At 42.0% G+C, this 26,242-nt stretch carries 54 protein-coding genes and 1 tRNA gene; 29 read left to right on the forward strand and 26 right to left on the reverse strand.

Annotated features, from left to right (window positions below; translation table 11 throughout):
• Positions 1–21 precede the first annotated feature (21 nt).
• From HGO23_RS12725 to HGO23_RS12830, 23 genes are all read right to left on the reverse strand, one after another.
• Entirely contained in the window at positions 22–339 is a 318-nt protein-coding gene (locus tag HGO23_RS12725) for a hypothetical protein (protein ID WP_209026863.1), read from the reverse strand.
• Entirely contained in the window at positions 329–619 is a 291-nt protein-coding gene (locus tag HGO23_RS12730; protein ID WP_099134627.1) for a hypothetical protein, read from the reverse strand. Before HGO23_RS12730 ends, HGO23_RS12725 begins: the two co-directional genes overlap by 11 nt.
• A 183-nt stretch (positions 620–802) precedes the next feature.
• Positions 803–979: a hypothetical protein gene (locus tag HGO23_RS12735; protein ID WP_209026864.1), complete on the reverse strand. Its 177-nt coding sequence runs from the start codon at positions 977–979 to the stop codon at positions 803–805.
• A complete protein-coding gene (locus HGO23_RS12740; protein WP_209026866.1) occupies positions 976–1,515 on the reverse strand; it encodes a phage N-6-adenine-methyltransferase in 540 nt (179 codons plus the stop codon). Before HGO23_RS12740 ends, HGO23_RS12735 begins: the two co-directional genes overlap by 4 nt.
• Positions 1,505–1,732: a hypothetical protein gene (locus HGO23_RS12745; RefSeq protein WP_209026867.1), complete on the reverse strand. Its 228-nt coding sequence runs from the start codon at positions 1,730–1,732 to the stop codon at positions 1,505–1,507. Before HGO23_RS12745 ends, HGO23_RS12740 begins: the two co-directional genes overlap by 11 nt.
• Before the next feature lie 13 nt (positions 1,733–1,745).
• Positions 1,746–1,991 (reverse strand): hypothetical protein, encoded by a 246-nt coding sequence (locus HGO23_RS12750; protein WP_209026869.1) that lies wholly within the window; start codon positions 1,989–1,991, stop codon positions 1,746–1,748.
• Positions 1,984–2,205: a hypothetical protein gene (locus tag HGO23_RS12755; protein ID WP_209026870.1), complete on the reverse strand. Its 222-nt coding sequence runs from the start codon at positions 2,203–2,205 to the stop codon at positions 1,984–1,986. The genes HGO23_RS12750 and HGO23_RS12755 overlap by 8 nt, the downstream gene beginning before the upstream one ends.
• Complete coding sequence (locus HGO23_RS12760; RefSeq protein WP_209026871.1) at positions 2,202–2,633, reverse strand: zinc-finger-containing protein; 432 nt, start codon at positions 2,631–2,633, stop codon at positions 2,202–2,204. The genes HGO23_RS12755 and HGO23_RS12760 overlap by 4 nt, the downstream gene beginning before the upstream one ends.
• A 95-nt stretch (positions 2,634–2,728) precedes the next feature.
• On the reverse strand, positions 2,729–2,905 hold the full coding sequence (locus HGO23_RS12765) for a DUF7167 family protein (protein ID WP_209028841.1): 177 nt from the start codon (positions 2,903–2,905) through the stop codon (positions 2,729–2,731).
• Between the two features lie 9 nt (positions 2,906–2,914).
• A complete protein-coding gene (locus HGO23_RS12770; RefSeq protein ID WP_209026872.1) occupies positions 2,915–3,088 on the reverse strand; it encodes a hypothetical protein in 174 nt (57 codons plus the stop codon).
• A 40-nt stretch (positions 3,089–3,128) separates the two neighbouring features.
• Positions 3,129–3,971 (reverse strand): hypothetical protein, encoded by an 843-nt coding sequence (locus HGO23_RS12775; protein ID WP_209026873.1) that lies wholly within the window; start codon positions 3,969–3,971, stop codon positions 3,129–3,131.
• Positions 3,964–4,782 carry a PD-(D/E)XK nuclease-like domain-containing protein gene (locus HGO23_RS12780; RefSeq protein WP_209026874.1) on the reverse strand — a complete coding sequence of 273 codons (819 nt, stop codon included), beginning with the start codon at positions 4,780–4,782 and terminating at the stop codon, positions 3,964–3,966. Before HGO23_RS12780 ends, HGO23_RS12775 begins: the two co-directional genes overlap by 8 nt.
• Positions 4,779–5,042, reverse strand: a complete 264-nt coding sequence (locus HGO23_RS12785; RefSeq protein ID WP_209026875.1) for a hypothetical protein — start codon at positions 5,040–5,042, stop codon at positions 4,779–4,781. The genes HGO23_RS12780 and HGO23_RS12785 overlap by 4 nt, the downstream gene beginning before the upstream one ends.
• Positions 5,039–5,257 (reverse strand): hypothetical protein, encoded by a 219-nt coding sequence (locus tag HGO23_RS12790; protein WP_209026876.1) that lies wholly within the window; start codon positions 5,255–5,257, stop codon positions 5,039–5,041. The genes HGO23_RS12785 and HGO23_RS12790 overlap by 4 nt, the downstream gene beginning before the upstream one ends.
• Positions 5,258–5,259: 2 nt before the next feature.
• On the reverse strand, positions 5,260–5,382 hold the full coding sequence (locus tag HGO23_RS19955; protein ID WP_280529520.1) for a hypothetical protein: 123 nt from the start codon (positions 5,380–5,382) through the stop codon (positions 5,260–5,262).
• Positions 5,383–5,459: 77 nt separating this feature from the next.
• Positions 5,460–5,858 carry a hypothetical protein gene (locus HGO23_RS12795; RefSeq protein WP_209026877.1) on the reverse strand — a complete coding sequence of 133 codons (399 nt, stop codon included), beginning with the start codon at positions 5,856–5,858 and terminating at the stop codon, positions 5,460–5,462.
• 2 nt (positions 5,859–5,860) lie between these two features.
• Positions 5,861–6,088, reverse strand: a complete 228-nt coding sequence (locus HGO23_RS12800) for a DUF551 domain-containing protein (protein ID WP_209026879.1) — start codon at positions 6,086–6,088, stop codon at positions 5,861–5,863.
• Between the two features lie 55 nt (positions 6,089–6,143).
• On the reverse strand, positions 6,144–7,118 hold the full coding sequence (locus HGO23_RS12805) for a hypothetical protein (RefSeq protein ID WP_209026881.1): 975 nt from the start codon (positions 7,116–7,118) through the stop codon (positions 6,144–6,146).
• A 2-nt stretch (positions 7,119–7,120) separates the two neighbouring features.
• A complete protein-coding gene (locus HGO23_RS12810) occupies positions 7,121–7,357 on the reverse strand; it encodes a DUF551 domain-containing protein (RefSeq protein ID WP_209026882.1) in 237 nt (78 codons plus the stop codon).
• A 264-nt stretch (positions 7,358–7,621) separates the two neighbouring features.
• Entirely contained in the window at positions 7,622–8,422 is an 801-nt protein-coding gene (locus HGO23_RS12815; RefSeq protein WP_244967804.1) for a sce7726 family protein, read from the reverse strand.
• A gap of 182 nt (positions 8,423–8,604) precedes the next feature.
• Positions 8,605–9,153 carry a hypothetical protein gene (locus HGO23_RS12820; protein WP_209026886.1) on the reverse strand — a complete coding sequence of 183 codons (549 nt, stop codon included), beginning with the start codon at positions 9,151–9,153 and terminating at the stop codon, positions 8,605–8,607.
• Between the two features lie 2 nt (positions 9,154–9,155).
• Positions 9,156–9,434: a hypothetical protein gene (locus HGO23_RS12825; RefSeq protein ID WP_209026887.1), complete on the reverse strand. Its 279-nt coding sequence runs from the start codon at positions 9,432–9,434 to the stop codon at positions 9,156–9,158.
• A gap of 692 nt (positions 9,435–10,126) precedes the next feature.
• Positions 10,127–10,864 carry an XRE family transcriptional regulator gene (locus HGO23_RS12830; protein ID WP_342355486.1) on the reverse strand — a complete coding sequence of 246 codons (738 nt, stop codon included), beginning with the start codon at positions 10,862–10,864 and terminating at the stop codon, positions 10,127–10,129.
• Positions 10,865–10,970: 106 nt separating this feature from the next.
• Between HGO23_RS12830 and HGO23_RS12835 the strand changes: the two genes are divergently transcribed.
• The gene (locus HGO23_RS12835; protein WP_209026888.1) at positions 10,971–11,195 is read left to right on the forward strand and encodes a transcriptional regulator; all 225 of its coding nucleotides are present in this window, start codon (positions 10,971–10,973) and stop codon (positions 11,193–11,195) included.
• A gap of 305 nt (positions 11,196–11,500) precedes the next feature.
• Here HGO23_RS12835 and HGO23_RS12840 read toward each other — a convergent pair whose 3' ends face one another.
• On the reverse strand, positions 11,501–11,800 hold the full coding sequence (locus tag HGO23_RS12840; protein WP_209026889.1) for a hypothetical protein: 300 nt from the start codon (positions 11,798–11,800) through the stop codon (positions 11,501–11,503).
• 65 nt (positions 11,801–11,865) lie between these two features.
• Here HGO23_RS12840 and HGO23_RS12845 point away from each other — a divergent pair, with 65 nt between their 5' ends.
• The 23 genes from HGO23_RS12845 to HGO23_RS12955 all read left to right on the forward strand — a co-directional run bounded on the left by HGO23_RS12845 (position 11,866) and on the right by HGO23_RS12955 (position 22,771).
• A complete protein-coding gene (locus tag HGO23_RS12845) occupies positions 11,866–12,642 on the forward strand; it encodes a helix-turn-helix domain-containing protein (protein ID WP_244967805.1) in 777 nt (258 codons plus the stop codon).
• Entirely contained in the window at positions 12,642–13,364 is a 723-nt protein-coding gene (locus tag HGO23_RS12850) for an ATP-binding protein (protein WP_342355487.1), read from the forward strand. The genes HGO23_RS12845 and HGO23_RS12850 overlap by 1 nt, the downstream gene beginning before the upstream one ends.
• 209 nt (positions 13,365–13,573) lie before the next feature.
• The gene (locus HGO23_RS12855) at positions 13,574–13,837 is read left to right on the forward strand and encodes a hypothetical protein (protein WP_209026890.1); all 264 of its coding nucleotides are present in this window, start codon (positions 13,574–13,576) and stop codon (positions 13,835–13,837) included.
• 19 nt (positions 13,838–13,856) lie between these two features.
• Positions 13,857–14,192, forward strand: a complete 336-nt coding sequence (locus HGO23_RS12860) for a phage protein NinX family protein (RefSeq protein WP_209026891.1) — start codon at positions 13,857–13,859, stop codon at positions 14,190–14,192.
• Entirely contained in the window at positions 14,189–14,395 is a 207-nt protein-coding gene (locus tag HGO23_RS20070) for a Lar family restriction alleviation protein (protein WP_209026892.1), read from the forward strand. The genes HGO23_RS12860 and HGO23_RS20070 overlap by 4 nt, the downstream gene beginning before the upstream one ends.
• The gene (locus tag HGO23_RS12870) at positions 14,385–14,759 is read left to right on the forward strand and encodes a hypothetical protein (protein WP_244967806.1); all 375 of its coding nucleotides are present in this window, start codon (positions 14,385–14,387) and stop codon (positions 14,757–14,759) included. The genes HGO23_RS20070 and HGO23_RS12870 overlap by 11 nt, the downstream gene beginning before the upstream one ends.
• Entirely contained in the window at positions 14,756–14,950 is a 195-nt protein-coding gene (locus HGO23_RS12875; protein WP_209026896.1) for a DUF1187 family protein, read from the forward strand. The genes HGO23_RS12870 and HGO23_RS12875 overlap by 4 nt, the downstream gene beginning before the upstream one ends.
• Entirely contained in the window at positions 14,947–15,150 is a 204-nt protein-coding gene (locus HGO23_RS12880; RefSeq protein WP_209026898.1) for a Lar family restriction alleviation protein, read from the forward strand. Before HGO23_RS12875 ends, HGO23_RS12880 begins: the two co-directional genes overlap by 4 nt.
• Entirely contained in the window at positions 15,151–15,594 is a 444-nt protein-coding gene (locus tag HGO23_RS12885; protein ID WP_209026901.1) for a recombination protein NinB, read from the forward strand.
• Positions 15,595–15,614: 20 nt separating this feature from the next.
• Entirely contained in the window at positions 15,615–15,824 is a 210-nt protein-coding gene (locus HGO23_RS12890; protein ID WP_209026902.1) for a hypothetical protein, read from the forward strand.
• A gap of 69 nt (positions 15,825–15,893) precedes the next feature.
• Complete coding sequence (locus HGO23_RS12895) at positions 15,894–16,292, forward strand: HNH endonuclease (RefSeq protein ID WP_209026903.1); 399 nt, start codon at positions 15,894–15,896, stop codon at positions 16,290–16,292.
• Positions 16,264–16,863, forward strand: a complete 600-nt coding sequence (locus HGO23_RS12900; protein WP_209026904.1) for a recombination protein NinG — start codon at positions 16,264–16,266, stop codon at positions 16,861–16,863. The genes HGO23_RS12895 and HGO23_RS12900 overlap by 29 nt, the downstream gene beginning before the upstream one ends.
• The gene (locus HGO23_RS12905; RefSeq protein WP_209026905.1) at positions 16,863–17,261 is read left to right on the forward strand and encodes an antiterminator Q family protein; all 399 of its coding nucleotides are present in this window, start codon (positions 16,863–16,865) and stop codon (positions 17,259–17,261) included. The genes HGO23_RS12900 and HGO23_RS12905 overlap by 1 nt, the downstream gene beginning before the upstream one ends.
• 95 nt (positions 17,262–17,356) lie before the next feature.
• Positions 17,357–17,432, forward strand: a tRNA-Phe gene (locus tag HGO23_RS12910).
• Positions 17,433–17,839: 407 nt separating this feature from the next.
• Complete coding sequence (locus HGO23_RS12915) at positions 17,840–18,538, forward strand: DNA adenine methylase (RefSeq protein ID WP_244967962.1); 699 nt, start codon at positions 17,840–17,842, stop codon at positions 18,536–18,538.
• On the forward strand, positions 18,535–19,989 hold the full coding sequence (locus tag HGO23_RS12920) for a site-specific DNA-methyltransferase (protein ID WP_209026907.1): 1,455 nt from the start codon (positions 18,535–18,537) through the stop codon (positions 19,987–19,989). Before HGO23_RS12915 ends, HGO23_RS12920 begins: the two co-directional genes overlap by 4 nt.
• Before the next feature lie 44 nt (positions 19,990–20,033).
• On the forward strand, positions 20,034–20,357 hold the full coding sequence (locus tag HGO23_RS12925; RefSeq protein ID WP_244590026.1) for a phage holin, lambda family: 324 nt from the start codon (positions 20,034–20,036) through the stop codon (positions 20,355–20,357).
• Positions 20,354–20,755 (forward strand): structural protein, encoded by a 402-nt coding sequence (locus tag HGO23_RS12930; protein WP_209026908.1) that lies wholly within the window; start codon positions 20,354–20,356, stop codon positions 20,753–20,755. The genes HGO23_RS12925 and HGO23_RS12930 overlap by 4 nt, the downstream gene beginning before the upstream one ends.
• 167 nt (positions 20,756–20,922) lie before the next feature.
• Positions 20,923–21,495 (forward strand): phage antirepressor N-terminal domain-containing protein, encoded by a 573-nt coding sequence (locus HGO23_RS12935; protein WP_209026909.1) that lies wholly within the window; start codon positions 20,923–20,925, stop codon positions 21,493–21,495.
• Positions 21,496–21,505: 10 nt separating this feature from the next.
• Positions 21,506–21,976 carry a lysis protein gene (locus HGO23_RS12940; RefSeq protein WP_209026910.1) on the forward strand — a complete coding sequence of 157 codons (471 nt, stop codon included), beginning with the start codon at positions 21,506–21,508 and terminating at the stop codon, positions 21,974–21,976.
• A complete protein-coding gene (locus HGO23_RS20075) occupies positions 21,976–22,158 on the forward strand; it encodes a Lar family restriction alleviation protein (RefSeq protein WP_209026911.1) in 183 nt (60 codons plus the stop codon). Before HGO23_RS12940 ends, HGO23_RS20075 begins: the two co-directional genes overlap by 1 nt.
• Positions 22,145–22,495 carry a DUF5448 family protein gene (locus HGO23_RS12950; protein WP_209026912.1) on the forward strand — a complete coding sequence of 117 codons (351 nt, stop codon included), beginning with the start codon at positions 22,145–22,147 and terminating at the stop codon, positions 22,493–22,495. Before HGO23_RS20075 ends, HGO23_RS12950 begins: the two co-directional genes overlap by 14 nt.
• A gap of 66 nt (positions 22,496–22,561) precedes the next feature.
• Positions 22,562–22,771 (forward strand): thioredoxin domain-containing protein, encoded by a 210-nt coding sequence (locus tag HGO23_RS12955; protein ID WP_209026913.1) that lies wholly within the window; start codon positions 22,562–22,564, stop codon positions 22,769–22,771.
• Here HGO23_RS12955 and ghoS read toward each other — a convergent pair.
• Positions 22,768–23,052: a type V toxin-antitoxin system endoribonuclease antitoxin GhoS gene (ghoS, locus tag HGO23_RS12960; RefSeq protein WP_209026914.1), complete on the reverse strand. Its 285-nt coding sequence runs from the start codon at positions 23,050–23,052 to the stop codon at positions 22,768–22,770. The two genes, HGO23_RS12955 and ghoS, sit on opposite strands and share 4 nt — an antisense overlap.
• A gap of 310 nt (positions 23,053–23,362) precedes the next feature.
• On the opposite strand from ghoS, the gene HGO23_RS12965 reads away from it, so the two are divergent.
• The 3 genes from HGO23_RS12965 (at position 23,363) to HGO23_RS12975 (ending at position 24,475) form a co-directional block, all read left to right on the forward strand.
• Complete coding sequence (locus tag HGO23_RS12965; RefSeq protein ID WP_209026915.1) at positions 23,363–23,947, forward strand: BRO-N domain-containing protein; 585 nt, start codon at positions 23,363–23,365, stop codon at positions 23,945–23,947.
• Entirely contained in the window at positions 23,944–24,159 is a 216-nt protein-coding gene (locus tag HGO23_RS12970; RefSeq protein WP_209026916.1) for a hypothetical protein, read from the forward strand. The genes HGO23_RS12965 and HGO23_RS12970 overlap by 4 nt, the downstream gene beginning before the upstream one ends.
• A 136-nt stretch (positions 24,160–24,295) precedes the next feature.
• Positions 24,296–24,475, forward strand: a complete 180-nt coding sequence (locus HGO23_RS12975; RefSeq protein WP_209026917.1) for a hypothetical protein — start codon at positions 24,296–24,298, stop codon at positions 24,473–24,475.
• Positions 24,476–24,479: 4 nt separating this feature from the next.
• On the opposite strand, the gene HGO23_RS12980 is transcribed toward HGO23_RS12975, so the two are convergent.
• Positions 24,480–24,785 carry a 7(1) septoil knot domain-containing protein gene (locus tag HGO23_RS12980; protein WP_209026918.1) on the reverse strand — a complete coding sequence of 102 codons (306 nt, stop codon included), beginning with the start codon at positions 24,783–24,785 and terminating at the stop codon, positions 24,480–24,482.
• Between the two features lie 82 nt (positions 24,786–24,867).
• Here HGO23_RS12980 and HGO23_RS12985 point away from each other — a divergent pair, with 82 nt between their 5' ends.
• Positions 24,868–25,527, forward strand: coding sequence for a hypothetical protein (locus HGO23_RS12985; protein WP_209026919.1), 660 nt, complete (start codon positions 24,868–24,870; stop codon positions 25,525–25,527).
• Between the two features lie 40 nt (positions 25,528–25,567).
• Positions 25,568–26,056: a hypothetical protein gene (locus HGO23_RS12990; protein WP_209026920.1), complete on the forward strand. Its 489-nt coding sequence runs from the start codon at positions 25,568–25,570 to the stop codon at positions 26,054–26,056.
• The last annotated feature ends 186 nt before the right edge of the window (positions 26,057–26,242 follow it).

The following is a 26,242-nucleotide window of genomic DNA, read 5'->3' on the forward strand; positions in this document are numbered from 1 at the left end:
TGATATAAGGTGATTGACTCATTATTTATCCCCTTTCCGATACCCTTTCCCCAAAATCACCTTGGCCACTTTAGCCGGCGTTGCTTTTCCTTCCCATGTCGCATCAAAAATAATGCTGTTCAGCTCTGTAGTGAGAATATCCTCCAAATTCTTTGGTCTTTCGTTGTAGGGTATCTGATCAGGCACTCCATTCATTACGTCGATAACCAGTGCAGCAATTTCTTCTTCCTTCCGTTCTGGCTTACGGTATCCAGCCTGCCAGACTGCATGGGTGATATCAGCAGGATCGCCCCAGACCGAGGCGATGATTTGTGTCAGGTGGAATGAGTTATTGATCATTGCTCACCTCGTCATATTCAAATTTAATATATTGAAGCCCCTCCGATTGTGCTCTGCATAATTCTTCAATAAATTGCTTCTTTGAGTACCCAAGGGATTTAGCTACAATATGTAGTGCTTTTTCATTCTCGAGTAGTTCATCTATCCCCATTGTTATTTCATTTTTATTGCTCACACCTGACTCATCCGCCTTCTTCAATAACCACTCTGTCCACTCACGCCCATCATCAATGTGACCGGGCAACCCAATTTCATTCTGTGCGTTATCGATGCTGATCATTGTTTTTTTCCTCGTTTTACGCTTTTGTTATTCTTCACGGGTGTTATCTTCACGCCTGCCACTTTGGGTGCGGGTGGCAGATGAGGGCAGACGCCCTCGTGAATGTAAAAGTTTTGTCTCATGCGGTGAACGATTCGCTGTGTGTAATCCCTTGCCACCTTCCTCCTTGCGTTCTCGAATTCGTTAGTCATGGATATTGACAGTGACGTCTTCCGGTTTTATTCCCTGAAATCCCCATCGCTTCAGAATAGTTTTGATGTCACCACGGATGAGTTCTTGGTATTCAGATTCCGGGACAGGATAATCACTGTTAACATATTCGCGTACTTCCGGTTTGGTCATATCAATTGTTACTTTCACGCTATTTTCCTTATTTCGTTATTGCCTATATTGAATAGGTGTTCTTTATCGACAGTGGTTATTAATTTGCGTGGAGTAATGAACGGTCTCCAAATTAAAATCTTGGAGCCTTTTGTATTACTCTTGCCTATTATTTTCTGTTCCGCTGGAATAAATGAAATTCTCCCTCCCGTAATTAACCTGATCTCATCAACTGTCTCCAGCGCTAACTTAAACCAGCCCACAGAGAAATCAGAAGGAACTAACATCACAACTGGTTGTAATTGCTTTTGGCATTCGATAGCGGCTTTCTCTATCCACGGCCTAATATTGGAATAAGGCGGATTACACCAAATAGCACCGAGACTTATCCAGTCAGACTCCAGTGCATTATCTCGTTCCGTGAGATAATGTGCGCACAGGGTGTTTTGAGCAGATGCAGCCGCATCAAGGGTAAATCTAAATTCAAGGTCGAGTGCTTTAAATAACGGGAGGGGAGTTTGCCATAAATCTTTAAATTCGGGTGGAGTGTTACTACCTCCGAAGTCAGCTTTCATTCTCCATATCCTTGTTGCTACTTAAATTGAATGGCAATCCATCAGCCTCCATAGGTTTAATATTTGCAAAATCACATGGAATAATGCCACCACCAAACTCTTGAGCCATCATTAATGCTTGTTTGGCTTTTAGTGCAATAATATTTTTTGGTAACACTATTTGATAAGTTACTCCATCAATTAAGACTAAAGTTGTCATTGCTTGGACTTGTCTCATAGCTATATTCTCGTTATTTGTTTGGATGTGGGTATAGCCTTATTGCGAACATGCTTTCATATTCGGCAAGTTTCGATTGCAGCTTGATAATATTTTCCAGACTTTCGTTCCATCCTGCTTGGAATGCCTCATAGTAATTTTGAGCTGGAATATTCCAATATGTACCATCGTCATGTTTACCTAATGTATCAATTGTATATTTGAATTCTTCAATCATAAATTTTTCAAATTCTTCTCTACATAAATCTGAATCAGTCATTATCATCTCCTGTATGTTTAATTTTAACTGCTAATCTATCAGCTTCTTGTTCTTGATATTTAAGCTTATCCATAAATTCATCGCTGAACTCTATATGATAATCTTCTTCACGCTGCAAATATTGTTCGTTATAGATATAGGCCTCTTCCTGACAGCCGGGGCAATATTTACTGCCGCGTTTATTAGTTCCGCAATTTACACAATAATTACTCATTTAATCCCCCTGCATATATTCGCTGCCTTCTCGCACATTTCAATATCGAACCAGCCGAAGTGGCACTTGTTGAAACTGATACCCAGTTGCCATGCTAACCATCGGTACGCATCCGCGCGTTCCCAGTTTATGATTTGTCGCATTCGTTCAAATTTTTCCTTACTGTCTTTCCTTGCTATACGTGTCTGCTTATCTGCCAAATAGCCCAATGGGATATCGGTGTAAGGGTGCATACCGACTCGCGCACCGCATGAGGTACACAGATATAACCAGGGCCATTTGTTGTTATTATGGATACGCCCAAACACTTCTTCGTGATGGGCTATGGTGACCAATCCGTGACAGTAGTGACATTTAGTCGGGATTGGCAGTTGATCATTGACCCGCTGTATTGCTTTGGGGTTGGGGTTCCATGGTGTGTATTGCATGAACAGCCTCCTTTGAGTCAGGAACTATTTTTTCAGACACAATACTCCTCCCGCCACTGAGGTAGCGTTAGTTAATGGGGTGGGTTAGATGTTGGTTATTTGGCGTAGATTTTGGCGTGGATTGCGTGCGAAAGGTTTTCTATGATGACATCAGTGATGATATTTGCCTGCTCATCTTCTGACATTTGTTCCCAGTCGATCTCTGTATAACCGAGGGGTAGCTCTGTATCCGATCCTACGCGGTTGGTTCGTATGGTGATGTACATGTCCATTAGATATTCCTATTTGGATTGGTTAATAGAGGGGGACCATTCGCCTAGCCACGCATCTAATGGCGTTTTCCCTGCATCATATTCTGGTCGCCAGGCATCAATATCTGCAACGTGACCATTATTCTCAAATGCGATATCTACCAACGCCTGATACCAATCGTCAAAACTCATTTCGTTTGTCATTGTCATTTCCTGAGATTAATTTGGATTGCCTTCGAAATATTTACTCGGTGACTCGGTCTCGGTCATTGGTTGCATCTCCCATGCTGTTCAGCTTATCAACCTGATTCTGTGTAGTTTCTGGTTTTTCGAACCAATCATCTACACCTGACATGCCGTCACGCAGAGAGGCGTAAATTTTCTTCATCTGCACCATTTGAGCAGGACGCATCGCTTCAACACGGCACTGAATGCGCTTTTGGATTTGTTCACTGGTTACGCCAAATTCCGTTTTGAACACCTCAACCATTTTCTTTATGGCTTCGGGTGATGTATCGGCATTGCTTTTGAGTGTGACATCGCACTGATTTACTGCTGCTTCAATGACATCACCGGGTATAATGCTGAGAATGCACGCCCGTAATCGTCTTGAGCCTTGGTTAGCCACTAATTCATAGATATCGCGGGGATCTTCCAATTTCTTTTTGCCATTACGAGTGAAACGGATGTGAGGAACGGTGAATGTTTTAACTTGCCGAGTGTTCGTCTCAATATCCCACGCGAACGCCTCAACGGTTGACTCACCGATTTTTTGTTCCAGTTCGCGAATGCCAAACTGAATATTCCCCCAGTTTTGAGCCACCGCCTCGGCCAATCTAATACTAGGTCCTGTAACCTCTGCGCCACCACGTGAAAACGAGTACAGTGCGCTCTCCGCCAGAGTGGGCCGAGTACACGCCTGTAGTATTTTGTCCATAGCAATAATGGGGTCACGTGGAAATTTTTTGGCAATTACCATTGCGGCCTGAACTTCCTGTATTGCGCGTTGTTGTTCAACGGATACCATTCCCTGTGTGGGCTGCGCTTGCGGTGCGTTAGAACTAAATGGATTAATGACGTTACTCATCTCTTCTCCTTGCCCATTCAGGGCGTTGAATGACTTCGAAACCCAAACCAAAATTACCACTGGTTCGGCACTCGTGATATTTATTCAAATCTCGCCTAAATAGGTCAAAACCAACCTCCCTGTCGTATTGTTCCAATACAAACAAACGAACCGGATACTTGCCACAATCAATGGACTCACTGACTGCCAGAAAGCAAAATCTGGGAATGATTCCGGTGTGTTGTCGATATCCTTCGCTATACATGGCATCCTGAACGTGATAGCGAAATTCTTCTATGTGGGTAGGAAATCGGCTTATATCAGAAACTTTTTTAACATCAACAATGAGATTGTTATCAGGTATCAGCTTATCTGGTCGTATCCTGCATAATTCGCCAGTTTCAGTGTCATTCCAATAAATCGATGATTCACAAACTCCGTCACATTCCAGTACCTTTCTTCCCCCTGGATGAGCCATGACACTATCCCGCATTAGTTGTAATTTGCGGTGTTGCTCATAATCCATTACCGTTTTCCCTGTTTTTTTACACTCCCCTAGAAATTCCATTTCTGCTTTTTTCCCTGAGTTAGTGCGGCGGTTGAACTGAGGTGCTTTTATAAATCTGTTATTAAATTCATCCGGCTCTAATAACAGGCAATGAAGCGCCGTCCCCATATCCAAAGCGGACATTTTTTCCTCATCTACTGGGGCGTCCCTGTCCCAATCTAACAACGCAGCATCTTTGGCTATCGTGTCCAACTGCGACTTACTCACTCCCGCGCCCTTGTGATAGTCCTCATTGGATATGTCGTAATAGATGCCGGGCGTCATATCATTTTCTCCTCTGCGGCTCGGCACACATCAAACAACCATTCGCGATGTGCATTCATTAATTCAGACCGTTTATCGCCAGCCATTTCTAATAAAGAGTTAACCTCATCTGATAATGTGTTATCTGGTAATTTCCCTAAGCGGTCATTCGCCTGTCTATCTAACCATTCATCAATGGCATCCTTATAAGCAGCTTTTTCTTCTGCTTTTTCCCGTTTCAGTTCATCCCTGAGGTAAGGGTTGCTACCTAAATGTCTCATGCTACCCTCTGTTGTACTTTTTCCAGTTCTTCCATGAAACTATCCATTAAGTCCCGATCCATGAAATATTGAACTACCTCAGGCATTGACCATTGACTGACATCAAGTATTTTTTCGATTGGGCTATCAATACGTCTTACCCCTTCTGGAAATTCAATTTCATTTAATCCATGACAATATTGTTGAACTAAAACTTTTGAGGCTAGTAACTTCATCATTACCTCCCATAGCTGCGCTTAAGTATTTCCATAGCCAGCCACCAGACGTCTTCACAACGCAGATGACAAGCCATCCCTGCCAGTTCTTGCGCCTGACATAGAAGACGTCTGTTGATTTGCATAATTAATTATCTGGCAATAAGTAGAGTGAATATGACGGCTAGAAATAAGAGTGAGTAGTAATAGAAACTATCGGGAATCATTTTTGTTTAGTCAGAGAAATAAGCGCCTTGGCGTGGAGTTCGGCGGATTCTTTTTCTAAGTGAACCATTCCTCTATTAAGAGCAATAGAATCATAAAAATCACCTGACCATTCAAATGATACGAACAACACAGAAGGACTTAATATACTAGGACTGAAATATTTAGTATTTATTTCTGGTTCTACTCTTACTGGCTCGGGTACATCATATTCCCCGATTCTGATAGTGCGGGGTTTTAAACGGTATCCAAATACACGATCAAAACCACATTCAGATTCTAAAGTATTCCAATCTTTCCCACCATAATTAACTTCGAAATGTTCCCAAGGCTTATCGGTAATATGAGACAATCTAGCGTACTCAGTAATTAAATCTGCGTGAATGTGTTTAGCCATTGTTATTCTCCTGTCGGTGGTTGGGGTAGTGGCATCCAGAATTGGACGTCATACTCATCATCTACTTCTATTTCATCGAATTGATTAACCTTCCCCCAATACCAAAACTCACCATCATCAACCCTTCCATATAGACTGCATCTGTACGTGTTGTTATAATTTAAGAATTCATACCCTAAAACTATTTTATCTATCTCTGGCAACCTGTCAGAACATTTAATCCACTCCATAATCTTTCCTTTATTCAGGTAATAAAAAGCCCCGCATTGGCGAGGCTGGTGTTAATTATTTTTCTCGATAACCAGTTCCATTGCAATGAGAACACTGTTCAATAGGTGCATGAATAGTGCTCATCAACTCTGATAAGAAATTATCAATCATTTCTTTTAGTTCCCACTCATTATTTGCAGAGAAACCCTTGATGGCTGTGTAACCCTTGTAATTCTGTTGTTCGTGAGTCATTTCGTAAATAGATATTTCTTTTGATTTTGCTGTCTTGAAATGCAGTTTCTGTCTTTGTTTTTTAGTTCTGGCAAAAACATCGCGATAAGAGTATGTATGAGGTTCTAGTAAAGGTACTATCTTTACAACTTCAAAACAGAAATCATAATCACTAGTTATTCTAGCAAGCTTTGAATTTATATTATCCTTAACGTGTTGACGAACAAGATCATACATTTCTTTTGAAGAAATGTCACAAGGACTGTTAGCCCTCAATGGTTTTGGAAGAATAAGACAATCTATTAGGGAATGTCTGACATTCATATTTGTAATTTTATATTGTCTATCTTCATAATCCCATTTCTTAACTGCTGGATAATTGAATTCAGGAGCATCTTTGAAACTGTTGACTTCGAAAACTAAATTAAAAATTACATCAATGGGTGTTGAATAATCAGGGATTTTGTCCCAATATAAAGAGTAAAGAGAATGTAATATTTTTTCTTCAATTTCATCTTTTTGATGATAAGGTATTTCTAAAGGTAATTTTGAGCTTTGTAATTCCTTATCAATTAATTTAAAACGTCTATTTTTTATTTCACCTGTAACAATTTTTTCAACTCTTTCTGGATATGTTGGGATTTCAAACCAATTTTTATAAAATGATTTTTTAGGTTGGTGACCATCAAATAGAAGTTTATCTATTTGTGTTTTATGATATTCAAAATTATAACCACTGTTAACATTACAATCAGTAATAAAACATTTGCCAATATCAGTCTTGATAATGTTTATTTGCAACACTTCTTTATCGCTCATTGTTATTCTCCTGTCGGTGGTTGGGGTAGTGGCATCCAATAACTAATTTCCGGTTCATATAATTGCGCACCTCCACCGGGGGTTACGTACCATGTATCAATGAGCTCATCGCTATAAATACTTCTAGTAACACCACAGAATGTCACTACTGAGTGGTTGTATTCTTTTGATGAATTTCGATACAGTACCAAATATTTACCATATGGAGGCCTATTGTCGCTGAGCTTAATCCACTCCATAATCTTTCCTCTATTCAGGTAATAAAAAGCCCCGCATTGGCGAGGCTGGTGTTAATTATTTTTCTCGATTTCCCTTCGAATTACATTGATAATTTCCTCGGTCTTGTCGAGAGAAAATAATAATGATTCTTCATCGTCACATGTTAATGATGAGGTATCCCCGTGATCAATAAATTCAAATACCGTAACGTCTTCATTTGCAGTATCTCTAATAGCCAACAGTTCAAATTATTTCCCACGGAAATAAGGATAATACATAGTTTGTTACTCCCATAACAATGCCTCATTAAGAGGAACTTGCATAGTATTAATTAATCGCTCATGATCCTTAAAGCGAAGCTGAATAGAAAGTGCTGCTGGTTGCAAAGACTTTGGTAAGTTGAGAATAAGCTCTCTTAAAGAAAGTAGACTTCTGCTTTCCTTTAAAGTTTTAAGCATTAAATTGTATACAGAAAGAGGGGGTAAACCGCTAAATACTTCTTTCAGGAAACCATGCATTTGAGTATTAGGTAAGTCGGGAATTTTTATACCTAAATCAGAAGCAATAATTTTCGCCTCATTAATCCTTAATGACTCAAAGATTGTTACAGGGCATATAAAGTCTAAGACTTCTACAGCTTCTCTTATAGTAGATATTCTATTCCATCGGGTTAAACTCAATACCCCAATAGTAGATTCTGTTGTTTTCAGCACATCATCTATATGTTCTGAACCAGCTATCACATAGATTTTCCCAAATGCTTTACGGTAGTTTGTTATTTGGTTTTGTAGACGGCTTAAGGAATCTCTTTCGGATTTTATTTCGTAAACAGTTCCAGTTCTGTTCAGTATGATGAGATCAGCTTTGCAAGGACCGATTCTGAATTCATTAAGCATACAGGCAGTTCTTAATGAATGCTTTCCGAGCAAAAGATTGTGTGTGAGGGCAGAACGATAAACATACTCATTCCGCAAGCCAGTTTGTCTAAGTAAGGCAAATGCCTCATTGAAGGCCTCACCAACGGTAATCCCAAGTGTATCTTCATGGTCAAAAAGCTCGGTCTCTCGGAGAGAACGAGCAAACATAGGAGACTGCCCTCTTTTCGCTATCTCGTTGAAGACGGAAGCGGAAAAAAGTCTACTTAAAGCAGTCAATTGAAAAGAGTTAAGTTCGTTACTTCTCATCATGGTGAATCACATAGTCCATCGTTCAGGATCTTGCTTGGTTACTGCCAAAATCCTTAGCACAGCTCACTCGGAAATGAACTTTAAATACGTACCGGCATAATCATCACGCTCACTGATTCACCCGTTGAATTAGAAATATTGCATAGTGCCGCGCTGGTTGCCGTGGTGGTTTTTATTTTGATGACAGGGTTAGTAGGATTTATATATTTTGTCATCCGTTCCAATTTTAATAAATAACGAGTCGCAAACGCTATTTCGAAAACCCCGTTATTTTCTGCTGATTCTGCCTCCTGAATTACCCGGTCGATGTTTGGGTATGTGCCGTCAATCTCACTACAATGTGTTGCACCGATGAGATTATTTTGTTTATCAAACAATCTCACTATCCCCTGCCCGGTATCGAATTCGGCATACTCAAAATTCCGCGTTGGTAATTTACCGACAGATAATATTAGATCGCGATCAATTTCATTTTCATGTCTGGCATATGCCAGTATATGACCGTCAGTTGCCACTATCCGCCCATTCTGACGAAAACAAATACCACATAAATAAGGGCGCGGGTTTTTTATTGACGAACGGCATTCCAGAACCGCCAACAACGTTCCACGATTGATTTTTAATTCCATACTCACCCCCTCGCTGTAATATTCCCCGACTCCTGACGACGGCGGGATTTGGTTTTGGTTGAAACTGGTTTTTTAGATGGAGCGCTGCTAACTGTCGTAATGAAGCTGGTTAATGCGTCAACAGTGTCGCGTTCCTGTTTGGTCATGCGTTGTTTGGGTTCACGGTTAGACCAGAATGCTTCTTTTCGTTGCTTCCGCGCCTGATTAAGAACGTCATTGAGAGCATCATCAATTGCGCTTTCCAGTTTATCGAAATTCCCATATTTGTAATTTTCGTACATAAAACTCCTCCCGTTAATTGGCTTTGATGCTATGGCGATTATCACCACACCTCAAAGCCAACTGCACTTTGAACCACACTCTCGCAGTGGTCGCGCTCATGCCCTTGAGTGCATTCTTCCAGCCATAACCGATGCAAGACTGGCTTTCTTGCTGCTCTACCGGCACACCTTTTTCCTCATTAACCCTAACCAGCGTGTGTGCAGTTCGACCTGCTTCTGGCTCCCTACGTGGGGACTCGGGGCTACGTCACTACCGCAGCATTAACGCTAAACGTTCGCGGTCTATCCGCTTTGCTAAAGCATGATTTAGTTTTCCTTTTGGTTAATAACACGACATCACATCATGACAAGTACGCCTTTACGGAGCTGGTTTTGCATACCCCGATTGCCTAAGAATAATTCCCGGCGCTATTTCAGTTTGCTAGGGGCTCGTCAGTTGCCTGTCGTGGGGTTCATATTGTTAAAGAGCGGTTACTGCTTTTATCTTTCGGCTGTGTGCCTTTTGATGGGAGTAATATAGCTAAAGTTATTTTTAATGTAAATAGCTTAGGTTATAAAAAAATAGAGGAATGTATTAATTGATTGATAAGTAAAGTAAAATTTTTTTATTGGAATCTAGATATGTGATATGTGTCGGATTTTTGGGTATAAAAAAGCCCCTTTCGGGGCTACTCGGTTAATTCTGTAGGGTTCTAGCCGTGATATCTGTAATTTATTGATTGGCTTACCATTACCTTTCCTTGTATAAATAATCCTTGAGCCTCCTCTTCACTAAGATACCAAGTTTCGTATTTTTGATTATCAGATATTATTGCCAGTTTTTTATACTGGCGCTGCAATCTTTTAATAAAAAGCTCGCTCTCTAATATAAAAATATATATACCATCACCATCAAAGTAATTCTTTGTTATATCTACAAAAATTTGATCTTTTGGCTCAAATGTCCCAGACATTGAGTCTCCATTGACGGTTAGTATTCTTATCGACTCAGCGGGTATTCCACCAAATATCCTTCTAGCTTCGTCGTCGGTATACTCAATAGAGCATATAGTTTCAATAAACTCAGAATTCACCATTACACCAGGCCCCGCGCTCGCTTGAATATCCAATAAATCAACTTTATAAGAGCGCAAGGTTCTTTTGCTATTGAATTGTTTTATTACTTTATTATTTTGTGACGTGTATTCATCATTATTTGTTTGTTCTTCTGCGTTAGTCATCATTGATCCACTGCCGGTTGCTAACCACCCCGGGTCAACCATTAGGGTCTTCGCAATTTCAACTGTATGACGAGATCTACTAGCCTTACCAGATGTCAGCTTCCAAATGCTAGGTTGGGACATGCCAACAGCCTCAGCGAGTGAAGCCTGAGTAAACCCACGTTCTTTCATGGCTAGTTTTAGCCGTTCTGCAAATGTCATTTTGTTCATAATTGCACAATTTATAGCTTAGGCTATACATCGTCAAATAACCAAAGGTTTACTTTTAAAATATCTTTAGCTATTATTTTGCGTATTCCAAAAGCTGAGGTTATTTATGACAAATAAATTGATCGAAAAGGCTATTGGCATGGTTGGCAGCCAGAAAGCACTGGCTGACATATGTAACGTTAAACAACCTTCAGTTTGGGCTTGGTTACATGGACATAGAAAACCATCTGCCACAAATGCCATTCGCATTGAGCGTGCAACAAATGGAGTAATTCCAGCACATCAATTACGACCTGATTTATCTGAACTATTTGGCGAGTCTGCCGCCTGATTTATTGCTCTTTAACAATCTACCCTCACGACAAGCTATTGATGAACCCTAGCAAATCGAAATAGCGCCGAGTAGGAACTCAGGCAATCGGGAAATGCAGGAACAATATCACACCCCGTAAAGGCGTACTCATCAAGAAGCTCGGTCGTATTAATCATCATCTATCTCAGGATAGTTGATATTTTTGTTTATTTATTAAACGAAATTTCACTTTAGGAATTTTACGTATGAAAGAGACAATAGAAAAAGTGTCAATCAGTTATGACGGGGAAATGGAAATGTTGATTGTTTCCCCGATAAAGATGTCAACGGCTGCGGAGATACTCTCTCGCCCTAGTATTCGCGAAATGTATACGACCCTTGGCATCGAGTTCCTTCCCATGAATCCTGCAAAAATCGATGAAGATGATTGTACTCTCGGGATACACACGAATAGGAATCACGCCCTCGCTTTCCATCTCATGAATGCCTTTTTCATTGAAATGTTTCCATCGCTCGAAAGTCGCGGGTAATTTTTGTGAATCAGTGAAGATATTTAAGAACTCATTGTACTGCGATTCGTCTTTGTAGCAGAAAAAAGCAACAGCTTCTTTTTGATCGGACATGTCGAACCTCCTTCGGTTCTTAGTTGTGGAAAACCAAGAATAAATCGAATGATGGTTCGGCACCAGTGAGACGAGATAAAAAGAAAAACCCCGGTTGCGGTCACAATCAAGGAATAAGAAAAATGAGCATGATTTTAATGGCTAAGGCCATGCAGATAAAAGTCGGAAGTACTGCAAGAAAAATGGTACTTATCAAGTTAGCTGATAATGCCAATGACAAAGGCGAGTGCTTTCCTTCTTACCAACATATCGCTGATCAGTCTGAAATGTCTCGTACTACAGCGATTAATCAAATTAAAGCCCTTTGCAAAATGGGGCTTGTAACAAAAATATACAGAAGCGGGGAAAAAGGGAATTCATCCAATTTTTATAGGTTGAATTTAGATGGTGTAAAAATTACACCCCCTAGTGAAAATTCTGCACCAGAGGTGGTGAAAAAATTACACCACCCTAGTGTAACTGTTACACCACCCCCTAGTATAAAAATTACACCCAGAACCAGTCACTCTTTTGAACCAGTCAGTGAACCTATAAAAACAATAGCGAAAGTCGCTAAAGCTCCTCGTGGGGAAAATAAATATTCGTTCAGGGGTGAGGTAATAAAACTCAGTCAAAAAGACTATGACAACTGGAAAAAGATTTACCCTCACATCGATCTGGACACTCAACTGCAACGTCTGGATATTGAATTTCAGGCTGAGATGCCGAAGAACTGGTTTATCACAGCCAGCCAGAAACTGAATTACCAGAATAGCCAACAATCCAGTCGCCATAAGCTCCATGCAAGTAACCGTATTACTCAACCTGTTCGTACAGAACAGTTTATATCGGAGGACTTTTGATGAGCATGAAAACACTGGCCCGTTTTCACCGGATGGTGCCGAAGCATATCAAGCCCAAATTCACGAATCCTGAAGAACTGATGGCATGGCATCGTGAACAGGGTGAGATTGATTCAAAGCGTATTGCGGAGGAAAACCGAGTTAACCGATTGAACAGAATCATGGGGCGTTCTGGTATCAGCCCGTTACATCAAAATTGTACGTTTGATAACTACGTCGCAACCACGCCAGAGCAGCAAAAAGCATTGGCAAAAGCACATCACTATGCTGAGAGTTTTGGTAATTCATTTGGCGGGTTTATTTTCAGTGGCAACCCCGGTACAGGGAAAAACCATCTCGCCGCCGCTATTGGTAATTACATCATCCAGAACGGAAAAAGTATCCTGATCGCCACACTACCTGACCTAATGATGCGGGTACGTGAAACCTACCAGAAAGACGCAAAAACCAATGAGTCAGCATTGGTCGATGATCTGTGTGCCGTTGATTTACTGGTGCTTGATGATGTCGGTGTGCAGCGTAATAACCTGAATGAAGATTTAATTATATTTCAGGTGGTAGATCGCCGTCTGGCGAATAAAAAACCTGTTGGCGTGCTGACGAATTTAGATTTTGAGCAACTGGCTGTAGTTTTGGGTGAGCGAGTTATTGATCGCCTCAGAATGGGAACCCCAACTGTAATTAATTTCAACTGGCAAAGTTACCGTCGCCAAATTAAATAACCCCACCAGAAGGACTTTTGAGATGAAAAAAGCAAAAAAAGGAGCAAGGAACGCACTAATTCGAATATCAATAGCCACTTTCATTTTAGTTCCCCTCTCTTTAATTGCGTTTCTCACTTTACCTTTTAATCAATTAAACAAGATTTCAAATCAGTTATTCAATAGAGTTTATAGATTTGTGATAACTAATTATTTCGAAAGGGTAAGTAATGAAAATAAAAACAAGTAAATACTCATCAGTTGTTGCCTCCTGCATCACTTCCAGTGACTTAATGGATATTGAACTTAAAGCGTTCTACCCGAAAATTGATAGTACCCCAGATAAAGCGGTTGTAGTCAGGAGAATAAAAAAAACATCTAAAGGATATAGCGTTTATTACGAGCAATTAGGTAGATCTGATGGATTTTGGAGCTGCGCCCCACTTTATAAATTCATCAAAATGTACCCATACGAATCTGGGCTTAAATCATAAATTAATAAGGATTTTTGAAATGAAAATCAAAACAAGTGAACTGACGGGTAAGGCGTTGGACTGGGCGGTTGGAGTTGCTGATGGATTTGATATTAACTCTTTAATTGGGATGCCACAGCTTACCCCTGAATATTCTACTGATTGGAGTGAATGCGGGCCATTGATTGAGAAATTTAGCATTGAATTGGTTAATGAATTACTAGATTGCGTGCTCTTTTGGTCTGCTAACTGCAATTATGTATCTGATGATTATCTGGACGGTCAAACTCCACAAATCGCCATCTGCCGCGCTGTAGTGGCTGCTCAGTTGGGTGCCGAGGTTGAGGTTCCTGATGAGCTGGTGGAGGGGGTATGACAGACGAACTCAAGCCGTGTCCGTTTTGTGGCTCCGATGTTGAATTTTATGTAGAAAAAAACAGGGATCACCATCACGTATTCATTCTGTGTAAATCATGTCCGATTTTTTATTATCAAGACGCCGGCACTCTTGAAATCAATTTCGCAACGTGCGAAATGACTAAGGTCTGGAACCAGAGGGCAAATGACGATGACAGATAACATTATCACTCTTAAATTTGGCGATGATAGCAAACCCAGCATTAGCACCTCAGTTACTCCTAAAACACCTGAACAATCCCGTTGTAAACACCCATCAATAACAGTTGACGAACAATATCGTGTTATCACATGCAATCAGTGCGGCTGCAATGTCGATGCGTTCGATTACATGCTGGAACGTGCGCGTGGGGGTGAGCTAGTTGTACGGGAGATTGAGAAGCTATACCAACGGCGGGATGAACTGAGAGCAGCCTGTGACAATTTACTGAAAGAAGAAAAAAACACAAAAGTGAGGCTCAGAGGCGCAAAAACACAATTGCAATTCTTGGAAAACGATATCAAGAAAACTCAGGAGGCAAAATGAAATACCAAATCACAGCCACCATCACTAAAGCCGGTGGTTTACCTGTTAACTGGGTCAGGAACTCCAATAAGAAACTCACCAAGAAAGAATGTGTGAATATGGTCTCACCGAGGCGCAGGAATTTGAACGGAGATATCGGCGTGGAGAAAGTGGAGCTGAGTAATTTTGTTTGTCGGAGGGTGGAAGCATGAGCGTAGAAATAAAACCGTGTCCGTTTTGTGGCAGTGATAATTTAGGCGATGATCATCGTTTTGATTTTGATGATAAGAATTATATAGCGTGGGTTGATTGTTATAGTTGTGATGCCAGTGGTCCTAAGATTGGATGGTTCGATGATGTCGGCGAGGCTCATACGGAAGCAATCAAGCTATGGAATAAAAGAGAGGGGTAGATGGAAAAGCAGGTCTTTCTGCTTAGAAATGCGCACATACTCAAAAACCTGATAACCACTCTCAATAACTTACCCCTCAACGACGAATTCCCCATTCAAGTCACCCTATCAGACTCAGGCCGAACACTACCGCAGAACGACAAGTTCCATGCGTTATGTGGTGACGTCTCTCAACAGGGTATTGAGTGGGCTGGTAGTACGTGGAACACACCGGAATGGAAATGTATTTTCGTCTCTGGTCACGCCAAAGCCACCGGAAAAGAGGGGCAGTTAATCGCAGGGCTGGAAGGTGAACTGGTGCCGCTGGCAAGGGAAAGCACCGCCAGAATGAGTGTAAGACGCATGAGCAGCTTAATTGATTATTCACAGGCATGGGCTGTATATCAGGGCGTAAAACTCACAGAGAAACGCTACACGCTGAACTATTACGGTCACAGGGTTTAACTCAAGTGGAGGCAGGAGCAGTGAAATATCCAGAAATTAACGATTCCATTAGCTTCATGCGATTGCGGGTTTTTATTGGCGGTCTTGTGATTGCTTTCGCTGGATTAATAGGTAGTAAAAAATCCGTCAATTGGGCGCAAAAGGTCATTGTCTATGGTGAATGGTTTTGCCGCTTAGAAAAGGGTGATATGGCAGCTAAAAACTGGATGGGAAGAAGAAGGAAGCAGTGAAATACATCACATTCACACTCTTTTGGATAACAGTAACCATGATTATGGGACTGGCGTTAGGGGGATAGGGTGAAATTAACCAAAAAGCAGCGAGTTGTTATTAAGGAAAAATTCGGTGGTCGGTGTTCGTACTGTGGACATGAATTACCAGAGCGGGGCTGGCACGCTGATCATGCAGAACCCATTATGAGGTACGGCAATGATCAATGTCACTATCCAGAAAATGACACTATTGAAAATATGATGCCAGCCTGTCGCAGCTGCAATATTTATAAACACAGTGCAGATATCGAAACATTCAGACGAGTGATCACCAGACAATTACAAAATTCAATTAACAGAACGCAATGCCTGAGAACAGGCCAGCGGCTCGGCATATTGAAGCTGGATGCTGCGCCAATTGTATTCTGGTTTGAAAAATACACGGAGAATGTAGGTAATGAAAAAACAGGTACGGCGAAAATGTGAAATCTGTCGGGTGTGGTTCCATCCAAAATATGACCATGTATGGTGGTGCAGCCCGGAACATGGCGCAGAATTAGGAATGCGACTGCAAGATAAGAAATACGAAAAAGCCAGACAGAAACTAGAACGAGAACGACGACAAAAAGAAGTAGCAGCCCGCGATAAACTCAAAGCCAGACACCTAGTAGTAAAGCCCCGCAGTTACTGGATACAACAAGCCCAACGAGCCGTAAATACCTATATCAGAGAGCGAGACCGCGATTTACCGTGCGTCTCTTGTGGCACGTTTGTGTCTTCTCAATGGGATGCGGGCCATTACCGGACAACACCGGCAGCACCACAATTGAGATTTGATGAACGGAATATTCATCGTCAGTGCATTGTCTGTAATCAGCATAAATCCGGGAATATCGTTCCGTATCGGGTTGAGTTAATTCGGCGCATCGGTCAGGCAGCGGTGGATGCCATCGAATCCAGTCATGATCGGCACCGATGGACGATTGAGGAGTGCAAGGTCATCAAGGAGGAGTACAGACAGAAGCTCAAGGAACTGCGGGTGCGGGAGGTAGCATAATGCGTGATATTCAATTAGTCATGGAACGCTGGGGGGCGTGGGCCAGTGAAGGTAACAGTGCGGTTGATTGGGCGCCCATTGCCGCCGGATTCAAGGGACTGACCCCCAGTACCCGCAAGACCCGTGTACAATGCTGTGATGATGATGGGTTCGCTATTGATGCCGCCGTTCTGCGGTTGAAAAAGCATAATCCGTATTCCTACCAGTTGATCGTATTGCACTACATTAAGGCCTCACCATTAAGGGCAATGGGGACTAAATTAGGCATTTCCCACAACGAAGTGGCAAAACGGTTACAGGCTGCCGAGGGGTTTATTGAAGGAGTGCTGGCCGTTTCTGATGTGGTTCTGGAACTGGACAAATGTGTACAAAAAGAAATCGTTAATAGAGTTGCGTAATTACAAAAGTCGGTATATTGTGATAAGAGTGATAGCAATGTCACACAGCTTATCGAATTAAAAAAGCCTCGCACTCGCGGGGCTTTTTCATATCTGGAACTTTGGCGTAGAGGGTTCGCGCGGATGCCTGAAGAGCATCAGGACTCGGTTCGATTCCGAGAGGTTCCACCAAATTATATCGAAGGTCGCTCAGGTGGCCTTTTTTTTGTGATTACTAATAACAGATTATTTAACTCGGAGAGTATTCCCATGAGTAACCTCGTGAATAAGACGATTTTAAAAGAAGATGGAATTACACTTTGTAAGCCATCGATTTATGAACTGAATATCATATCTGACGGTAGTGGAGGTAAGGAAATACAGGTGTCACATATGGGAAATAAAATAGTGACATTTAAATTATCTACAGAGCAATGCTTATCTTTTTCCGAAATATTATCCAGATAAAACTATACGATATCATAACTAACTCAATAGGTTAGGGAATACCTAACAATTGATCCCAAGGCTGCGCATGGCGTGGCCTTTTTGTTTTCTGGCTGCACCAAGAGAGAGAGGGAGGCGGAACGGTGAAATACATGGGGAGTAAATCCCGTATCGCGAAACATATTGCCCCCTTCATTCTGGAGCACTTAACGACAGATGCTGTTTATGTTGAGCCATTTGCAGGCGGGATGAACATGGTGAGTTATATCAACACCAAACATGCTGGCCCGGTTATTGCTGCGGATAAACATGAATACCTGATGGAAATGTGGAGCGCCTTGTTATCTGGCTGGCAACCCCCGGAGCAAATATCACGAGAGCAGTATTACGCGATAAAGAATAACAAAACCGACATTCCTCACTTAACTGGATGGGCCGGGTTTAATTGTAGTTATTCGGGTAAGTGGTTCGACGGGTACGCGGGAGTCACGCAGATCAAATCCGGAGGTTTTCGTGATTATCAATCAGAGGCTGTCAGCAATATTCAGCGACAGATACGTGATCTGGCTGGCGTGCAATTATTATGCAGTGATTACAAAGCGCTGAATATACCCGATGGTGCAGTCGTCTATTGCGATCCGCCTTATGCGAATACTCGGCAATATCGCGACACCTTTAATACGGCTGAGTTCTGGGATTGGGTTCGTGAATTATCGAATCGCTGCACTGTGTTTGTGAGTGAATATACAGCACCCGATGATTTTAACTGCATGTGGTCGCGTGAGGTCGTTAGTGGTATCTCAGGAACAAAAACAACATCAATTGAATCGCTGTTTATGATAAGAACATGACAATTAAAAAAATCACCCTGGACTATCCTGAGTCCAAGAGCACGGATACCACTCAAAAAAATATAGACCCGCTCAAACAATTGTTCCCGGAAGTTTTCTCTGAGGGGAAGACTGACTTTGATACTTTGAAGGCGGTGCCTGGTGAGGCGATTGACGATAGCGACGAACGCTACAGCTTCACATGGCAGGGTAAGACTCGTGCACGTCAAATTGCGCAAACGCCTTCGACAGGAACCTTACGCCCTTGTAAAGCAGACAGTGTGAACTGGGATACCACAGAGAACCTGTTTATTGAGGGTGACAACCTTGAAGTGCTTAAGTTATTGCAAAAGTCCTATCATAAGAAAGTGAAGATGATTTATATCGATCCGCCCTATAACACAGGTAAGGATTTTATTTATAAAGATAGCTTCCATGACAATTGGCTAAATATGATGTACCCCAGATTGAAATTAGCCAGAAATTTATTATCCGATGATGGAATTATATTTATATCGATAGATGATCATGAAGTGGTTAACTTGTCTTATTTGTGCAATGAAATATTCGGTGAAGATAATTTCGTTGAAAGATTTATCTGGAAGAGTGGAAGAACCTCAGCATCAATTTTTACCCGAGAACACGAATATATCTTGGCCTATGCAAAAGACATATCTCAGTTACCCCATATTGTTTATAAGGGAGATGATAACTCAGTTTCTGATCGCGCAATAAAAAGGGTTAGCGTCAAAAATCCGGCGTCAGAAATAACCTTCCCTGCCGGGATTAAGTTCTTGGGTGAAAATAAAACGTTTCCCCCTGTCTTTGGAAACAAAGAAGTCGTTGAAGTGACTGCCGGTATATTTGAATGTAAGAACGGATTTTTAGCCCGCGAAGTCACGCTAAAAGCGGGTTGGACAATGAAGAGCCAAATCGAAAACTGGCTGTCAGGAAATGACACTTTTGACTCTAAAGGACAGCAGGTTATTGAGTTCTTCTTCAAGCCTAATGGTGTTCTTCAGTATGTTAAAAAGCGCGGCACCGAACATCCAAAAACAATAATAACCGGTTTTACCACGAAGCAAGGAAGTAAAGAGGTTGAAGCCCTTCTCGGTTCATCTGTTTTTGATTACCCAAAGCCGACAGGATTAATTGAACACTTAATGAAGGTCACGAATAGCGAAGATATCATTCTTGATTTTTTTGCGGGAAGTGGTTCTACAGGCCATGCGGTGTTAAAACAAAACAAGAAAGATGGCGGCAGAAGAAAGTTTATATTGGTTCAATTGCCTGAGCCTGTCTCAAAAAATGCGGGCGCAACAGCGTATTGTACCAAGGAGTCAATACCCGAACTGATTTCCAGAATTTCCCTAAAAAGAATAAAAAAAGCCATTGCAGAAGAAGATAAAACTCAAGGTGTTAGGTTTTTCAAATTAGACCAGACAAATACTCACTACAACTCACCGGGGTAACCCTCGTTCACCCCACGGACGCCCATTGTTCAATGGGGTGGATTATGAAGATGAAAGAAAATCCTGATTTGTGGGCCGAACTGCTGAACGGCCTTAAAAACTCGTGGCCGCAGATATCCGGCTCTGCTTTAGCCATCGTCATTTGCTATGGGCGTCTGGTGTATGACGGCGTAGACCGTAAAAACAAATGGATAGAAGGCATTCTGTGCGGGGCGTTGTCATGGGGGATTTCGAGCGGCTTAGAGCTGTTCGGTATACCCAGTAATGCCGCCCCTTTTGTCGGTGGGCTGGTGGGCTTTATTGGCGTTGAGAAGATACGCGAGTTTGCTATCCGCACCATCAATAAACGGTTGGGAGATAAACAGTGACCAGAGGTATTCGCAATAACAATCCCGGCAATATTGATCACAACCCAAAGAATAAGTGGCAGGGTCAGTTGCCTCATGATGAAAAGATTGAAAAGCGGTTCTGCCGGTTCGAATCACCAGAGTATGGCATTCGGGCACTGATGAAGCTGCTGTGCAATTACCACAAGAACGGCTACCAGAGTGTGTACCGGATGATAGACCGCTGGGCACCAAATGTGGAAAACAACACCTTAGCCTATATCAAGGGAGTTGCCGGGGCACTGAACGTCGATCCGCATCACGTTCTCGACATTGATAAACCGATGCTGATTGCGCTGGCTAAGTCGATCATTCAGCACGAGAACGGCAAGCAACCGTATACCGATGAAATATTCGAAAAAGCATTCAACTTACTCTGAGTTATGAGCCTCTGAAATCGGAGGCTCCTCCACATATGCGTACTGACGTGCGCGCAACCCAATCATGAGCTTATAGAAATAGAGCCTGAGAAATATCGCCAGGTGGCGACCTCTCATGGGCGATATTTCTACGTCAGCAGGCTCTTATTTCTATAGGAATACGCAATATGCATACAATTACAGTCCCTTTTTATAACGATGAACTTTATGTTGTGGAATACAACAATGAACCTTATGTGCCAATGAGACCTATTGTCGAAGGTATGGGTTTAACGTGGCAATCACAGTTAGAAAAGTTAAAACAACGATTTAAGTCAACTGTAACGGAAATCGTTATAGTTGCCGCAGATGGCAAAAAGAGAGAAATGCAGTGTCTCGCCCTCCGCAAACTGGCTGGCTGGTTAGCCACTATCAGTCCTAACAAGGTTAAGCCTGAAATTAGGGATAACGTGATCCGTTATCAGGAAGAGTGTGATGACGTTCTTTATGAATACTGGACAAAGGGGGCAGTGGTTAATCCTCGCAAGCGTAGTGTGATGGAAGAACTGAATCAAGCCTGTGCTGACTTAAAAAGAGACAAGCAAATAGCCAGTATGTTTGGTACTGGCCTTAACGCATGGAAGCACGTCAGGGTTGAACATGAAAGCAAGATAAGAGGATTGGTCGGACAGGCCGCTGACTTCGTTCTGGATCTTGTTCTGGCTGAAATAGGTAAGGGTAAAACAACACGAACCGAATAAGGTGAATGCTATGAAATTCACGCTAACCCACTACACGATCATTGTTCTGATTGGCGTTGCAGCCGTAGCTATAATCGAAAGTTTTTACTACCTTTCTGAGTACGAGAAACAAAAGAAAGTCAACGGCGATCAAGCAACCGAAATCCAGCAACTGACCGACGCCATCAACTACCAGAACACGCATATTGAAATGCTGCATGAACTGGACAAGACTCACACACAGGAACTCGCCCATGCCAAGACTGAAATTAACACTCTTCGGGCTGATGTTGCCGCTGGTCGTCGCAAGCTGCGCATCAAGGCCGCCTGTCCTGTGCCTGAAACCACTTCCTCCGGCAGCGTGGTCAATGGAACCCCCGTCGAACTCACTGGAGAAACTGGATCAACTGTTCTCGATATCCGAGAAGGCATCATCAACGACCGGGCAAAACTGAAATATTTGCAGGATTATGTGAATACTGAGTGTGGGAGAAAAGACTAATGACGAATCAACTTAAACCGTGTCCGTTTTGTAACAGTGGGAACACAGAAATGAACTCACATTCAGATGATATATGGTTTTTTGTGCAATGTACTGAATGTAATGCGGACGGGCCAGAGGAAGATACGGCAGCGAACGCAGAAATTGCGTGGAACCGGAGGGCAAACGATGAGGGATATTAATGTAGAAAAACTAAATGACCATGAGATTCAGGATTTAAAGCGTCAGATAGAGAAAGAATTATCATCCCGAGAAAAAGGCAAAAAAATACCCACATATTATGTGAACTCTGTAATTCACAGCACTGAATATTTTATTCGTATTGAAAATGCAATGAAGCGCGTTACTGAGTTTCAAACCGATATTGATGAATGGTTAAAAGAAGAACCGGAAAATATTGAGCGTGTTAACAGATGTGCAGGTGTTTGCATTATCAAGTTTGCAGTCAGCGAGATGACAGAGGCTCACTTTAATATCCTAAAAGGCCGATGTTATTTTGACGATGAAAGGTATGAATAACGGAGAGCAAATAATTCTGGGGTTGCAGGACTATATCAAAACACAACACAAATGATTGAGGTCATCATGAAATTTGAAGAATTAACACTAGAATCACAACAAGCAGCGCGGGAAGCTCTGTTGAATGTAATTAGTATAGAAATGGAATCTCGTGGCTATATTGACAACGACAGGGCGAAATACATCGCCCGAAATATTAGAGATAGCTTTATTGCTCTTGAAACAGAAGACCCAAAACGAGGAAATGGTGATGATGAAGATGAAGTTGAAGATTAGTCTTCATCCAAACCATACCATTTTCTGGTTCCATTTGATTTAGTGACAAGAATAGCTGGATTAGTTTTTACTTTTTTTGCTGTATCAAGAGCTAAATCACGAATTTCTTCTGTGGATTTATCACTATTGATTGAATACTCCGCATCTGGCAAATAATAGATCTTGCCGGTTTTGGTGGTAATCGTGCGTTCAAATCCAGCATTTCCCATTTTTTCATGTAATTTATCGTAATCCTTAGAGTTTGCATTATGTAACTCAACGCGAACTGTAAAATTTGGCATTCTTCTTATTCCTTATTTTGACTATGGAATAGCCAACTTATCACTTTCCCTTAATTACGGTAAGTGAGGAACCACCTCGCCTGATGTGGTTAAAAGCAGGCAATGATTTCAGTATTAGCAACCTATCAAAACACAGTGTCAGTGAGCCTCTGAGTGATCAGGGGCTTTTTTGTATCTAACGCGCACTCACCGCGCACATCAATAAAACGCAGCCTTACAGAAAGTCGAACCTGAGAAAACCGTTAATGGGTATTTCTGCGGGCGGCTTTTCTGTGTGAGCAGGTTCGATTTTCTATAAGGAAAATACCCGATGAGTACAGCATTAACTTTCAAAGAAAAAGAAGTGATCCCTTTTGATAATGGCGATGGGAAGATTTGGTTTACCGGAGAACACCTGGCTGAATTGCTGGGTTACAAGGATAGTAAGAAAGTTGCCAACCTTTATAGTAGACATAAAGATGAATTTACTGAGAGCATGAGTATCATTGCCAAAGTGAGGACCTCGGAAGAATCAATAGGTTACGAGCATCTCATGTCTGATATTAGACTGTACTCTCTTCGTGGCGCATATCTAATTGGTATGTTTTCTCGGACAAAAGTAGCAAAAGAACTACGTATCTGGTTGCTAGATCTTGCAGAGAAAGAATCAAACATTGATATCGGTACGCTTGATGTTACTGCTATGGCTCAGCTTACTGGACAAAAGATGCATGACTTAATAGCTGCTTTTGATAAAGCTTCTTTCCAACATCGAGGCCAAAAGGGTAGCGGTTTGATGGCTCAGCGCAAAAGGGATATTAAACGCATTAAGGATGCCACAAAATTAGCCTTGGAGCTTACCCAGTTTTCTATTCCTGATCTTGGTGACTTCCCCGACGAGGGGGAACCCGTATGAACCCTGAACAATTTATCGAAAAGAACGTACAGGCCGAGTTAATTAAGCTCGGCTTTTCTTCATCTATCGCAGGGATGGCAAGTGACCGGGCAGTTGAACATTATCGCCGTTCTGGATCAGCCAGCAGAAAGGGCAAGCTGTTTGATGATTGCTTGAATCTAGCCAAGGCATGGGCGAGCAAGTATTCGACTGAGAAGTCCAAAAAGAAATGATTATACAAAATTCTGCAAAGCATCCAGAAACGGGTGCTTGATAGAGGTTTGTGGAGGTTTTGGGCTGATGTAGTCTCGCCAAAATAAGGGGCTATATCAACCGAACCAGTTTTTTATGCTGAATAGAGAGGTAAATATGCTTGAGCACCAGATACCACCACATAAGCGCCCCCCTGGATTAATGTTAAGTGCAGCACTAAGGGAAGAAAGAAAAGCCAAGATGCTACTGGGTATTGTAAAACTAAAACGATACCACGGACTCAACAATGAAGAATGGGAGCAGGTTATGAAAATGGCTTGCGAATTATTGAAGTAAGGAATCATTGGGTTGGTCCGGGGAATGAATCTACGTATTTGATAGTAAAATCTGGGAATGCGTTGACGAACTGAATCTTGTAATCAGGGGATGCAGTCACCATTCGCCATTTGCCCGGAGAATTCGCAGAGTTGGTGACAACTTTGACTTTCAGATCGGGGAATGAGTTAACAACCTTCACCTTATAGTCTGCACCGGAATTGACCACTTTGATGTTTCCGTAAATTTTAGCAACATCAACTTTGGTTTTAGCGTAAGCGCCAAACGGAAGTAATAATGCGGCGACTAACAGGACTGCTAATTTTTTCATATGAACTCCTGTGCTTGGCAAATTCGTCATTTCGATAATAGGACTGTTTAATTCAGTTTATCCGATATGCTGGAGAGTACAAATGGCTACACTGAATGATCTTATCAACCAATTAGCAAAGATACGAAAGCAAATCCCCTTTGCAACGGCTCAGGCGCTTACCGAAGTCGCACGTAAGATAGAAAAAGCCCAGAAAGTGGCATTCGAACGCAAGCTGGAAAGCCCGACCCCTTTCACGGTTAAAGCGGTCAGAAGCAAAGGCGCACGTAAGAACGATCTAACCGCAAAAGTTTTCGTATTGCCAACGGCTGCTAGTTATCTGGAACCGTTTGAGGTTGGGGGTGTTCATAAACTGAATGGCGCTGCTTTACTCAACCCCAAGAACGTCAAACTGAACAAGTATGGCAACTTACCCCGCAACAAGCTGAAACAGCTGAAAGGCAAAGACGATACCTTCATTGGTGAAGTCTCAACGCGATACGGAAGTGATGTTAATGGCGTATGGCAGCGTAAGAAAGCCAAGAAGGTGAAAAAGAACAAGCAGCGGTTAAAACGCTCACCTAATGGAACACGCAGACCGAGAGAGAAACAAAGCCCCCCAGAATTGCTTATTCGGTTCGGTGATGCGCTACCTGTTGAGCCTGTACTCGGCTATCAGGAACGGGCGCAACAAATGGCTCAATCGCTGATGCCTGCTGCTATCAGTCAGGCACTGGATGAGGCGATACGGACAGCTAAATAAAAACTGGGATCGCGGTCCCGCCTGAACAAGAAGAGAGATCATGAAAAATGAACTAATCCCAACTGTAATACTGCCTACATCGGCAGAGGTTGGAAATATCATCAATCAATTGAAATCAGAATTCAGTAAATTTGATGCTGATACTCTTTCGGCATCGCTAATGGTTCAAACATTGCACAAGAGATTATGTACAGCAATCAAATGCAGTGTTGAGGTCAAAATCACAGCGGATATCATTGATAGCAAGGCTAATACAATTTCGGCTGGTCAGGACATTAGCACCGTTATGGAGAAGTTAATTCTGAAACGAGCACGCGGTTCTGAAAAATATCCGGTCACCTGGATTATCCAACTGGGTGAAAAGGATGTTTTATTCAGCCGAGTAGTAAACGGGTGCATTGATGAAGGTTATGCACCCGTTAACAGACAAAAGGCTAATGTTTATGCGTCAGCTATTCTGAATGATCTTGAACCACCAAGACATCTTCAGAAGTCCGATAAACCGACTGTGCAAACTCAATCTGAATAAGATTATCACCTCGCGGTTTTACCCTGTAGAAGTCCAGCCCACCAAATGAAACACGGGTGTCGCGAGGCAAATCTTTAATCTGGTCTAATAGTTCCCAAAGTTCGATTGTGTGGCTATAGATAACCTCTTTACTCGGCATTCATTCACTCCTGTTTATGTAATGGAAAAAGAGAATATACAGCCATT

This window comes from Xenorhabdus budapestensis (genome assembly GCF_017743015.1).
Classification (GTDB): domain Bacteria; phylum Pseudomonadota; class Gammaproteobacteria; order Enterobacterales; family Enterobacteriaceae; genus Xenorhabdus; species Xenorhabdus budapestensis.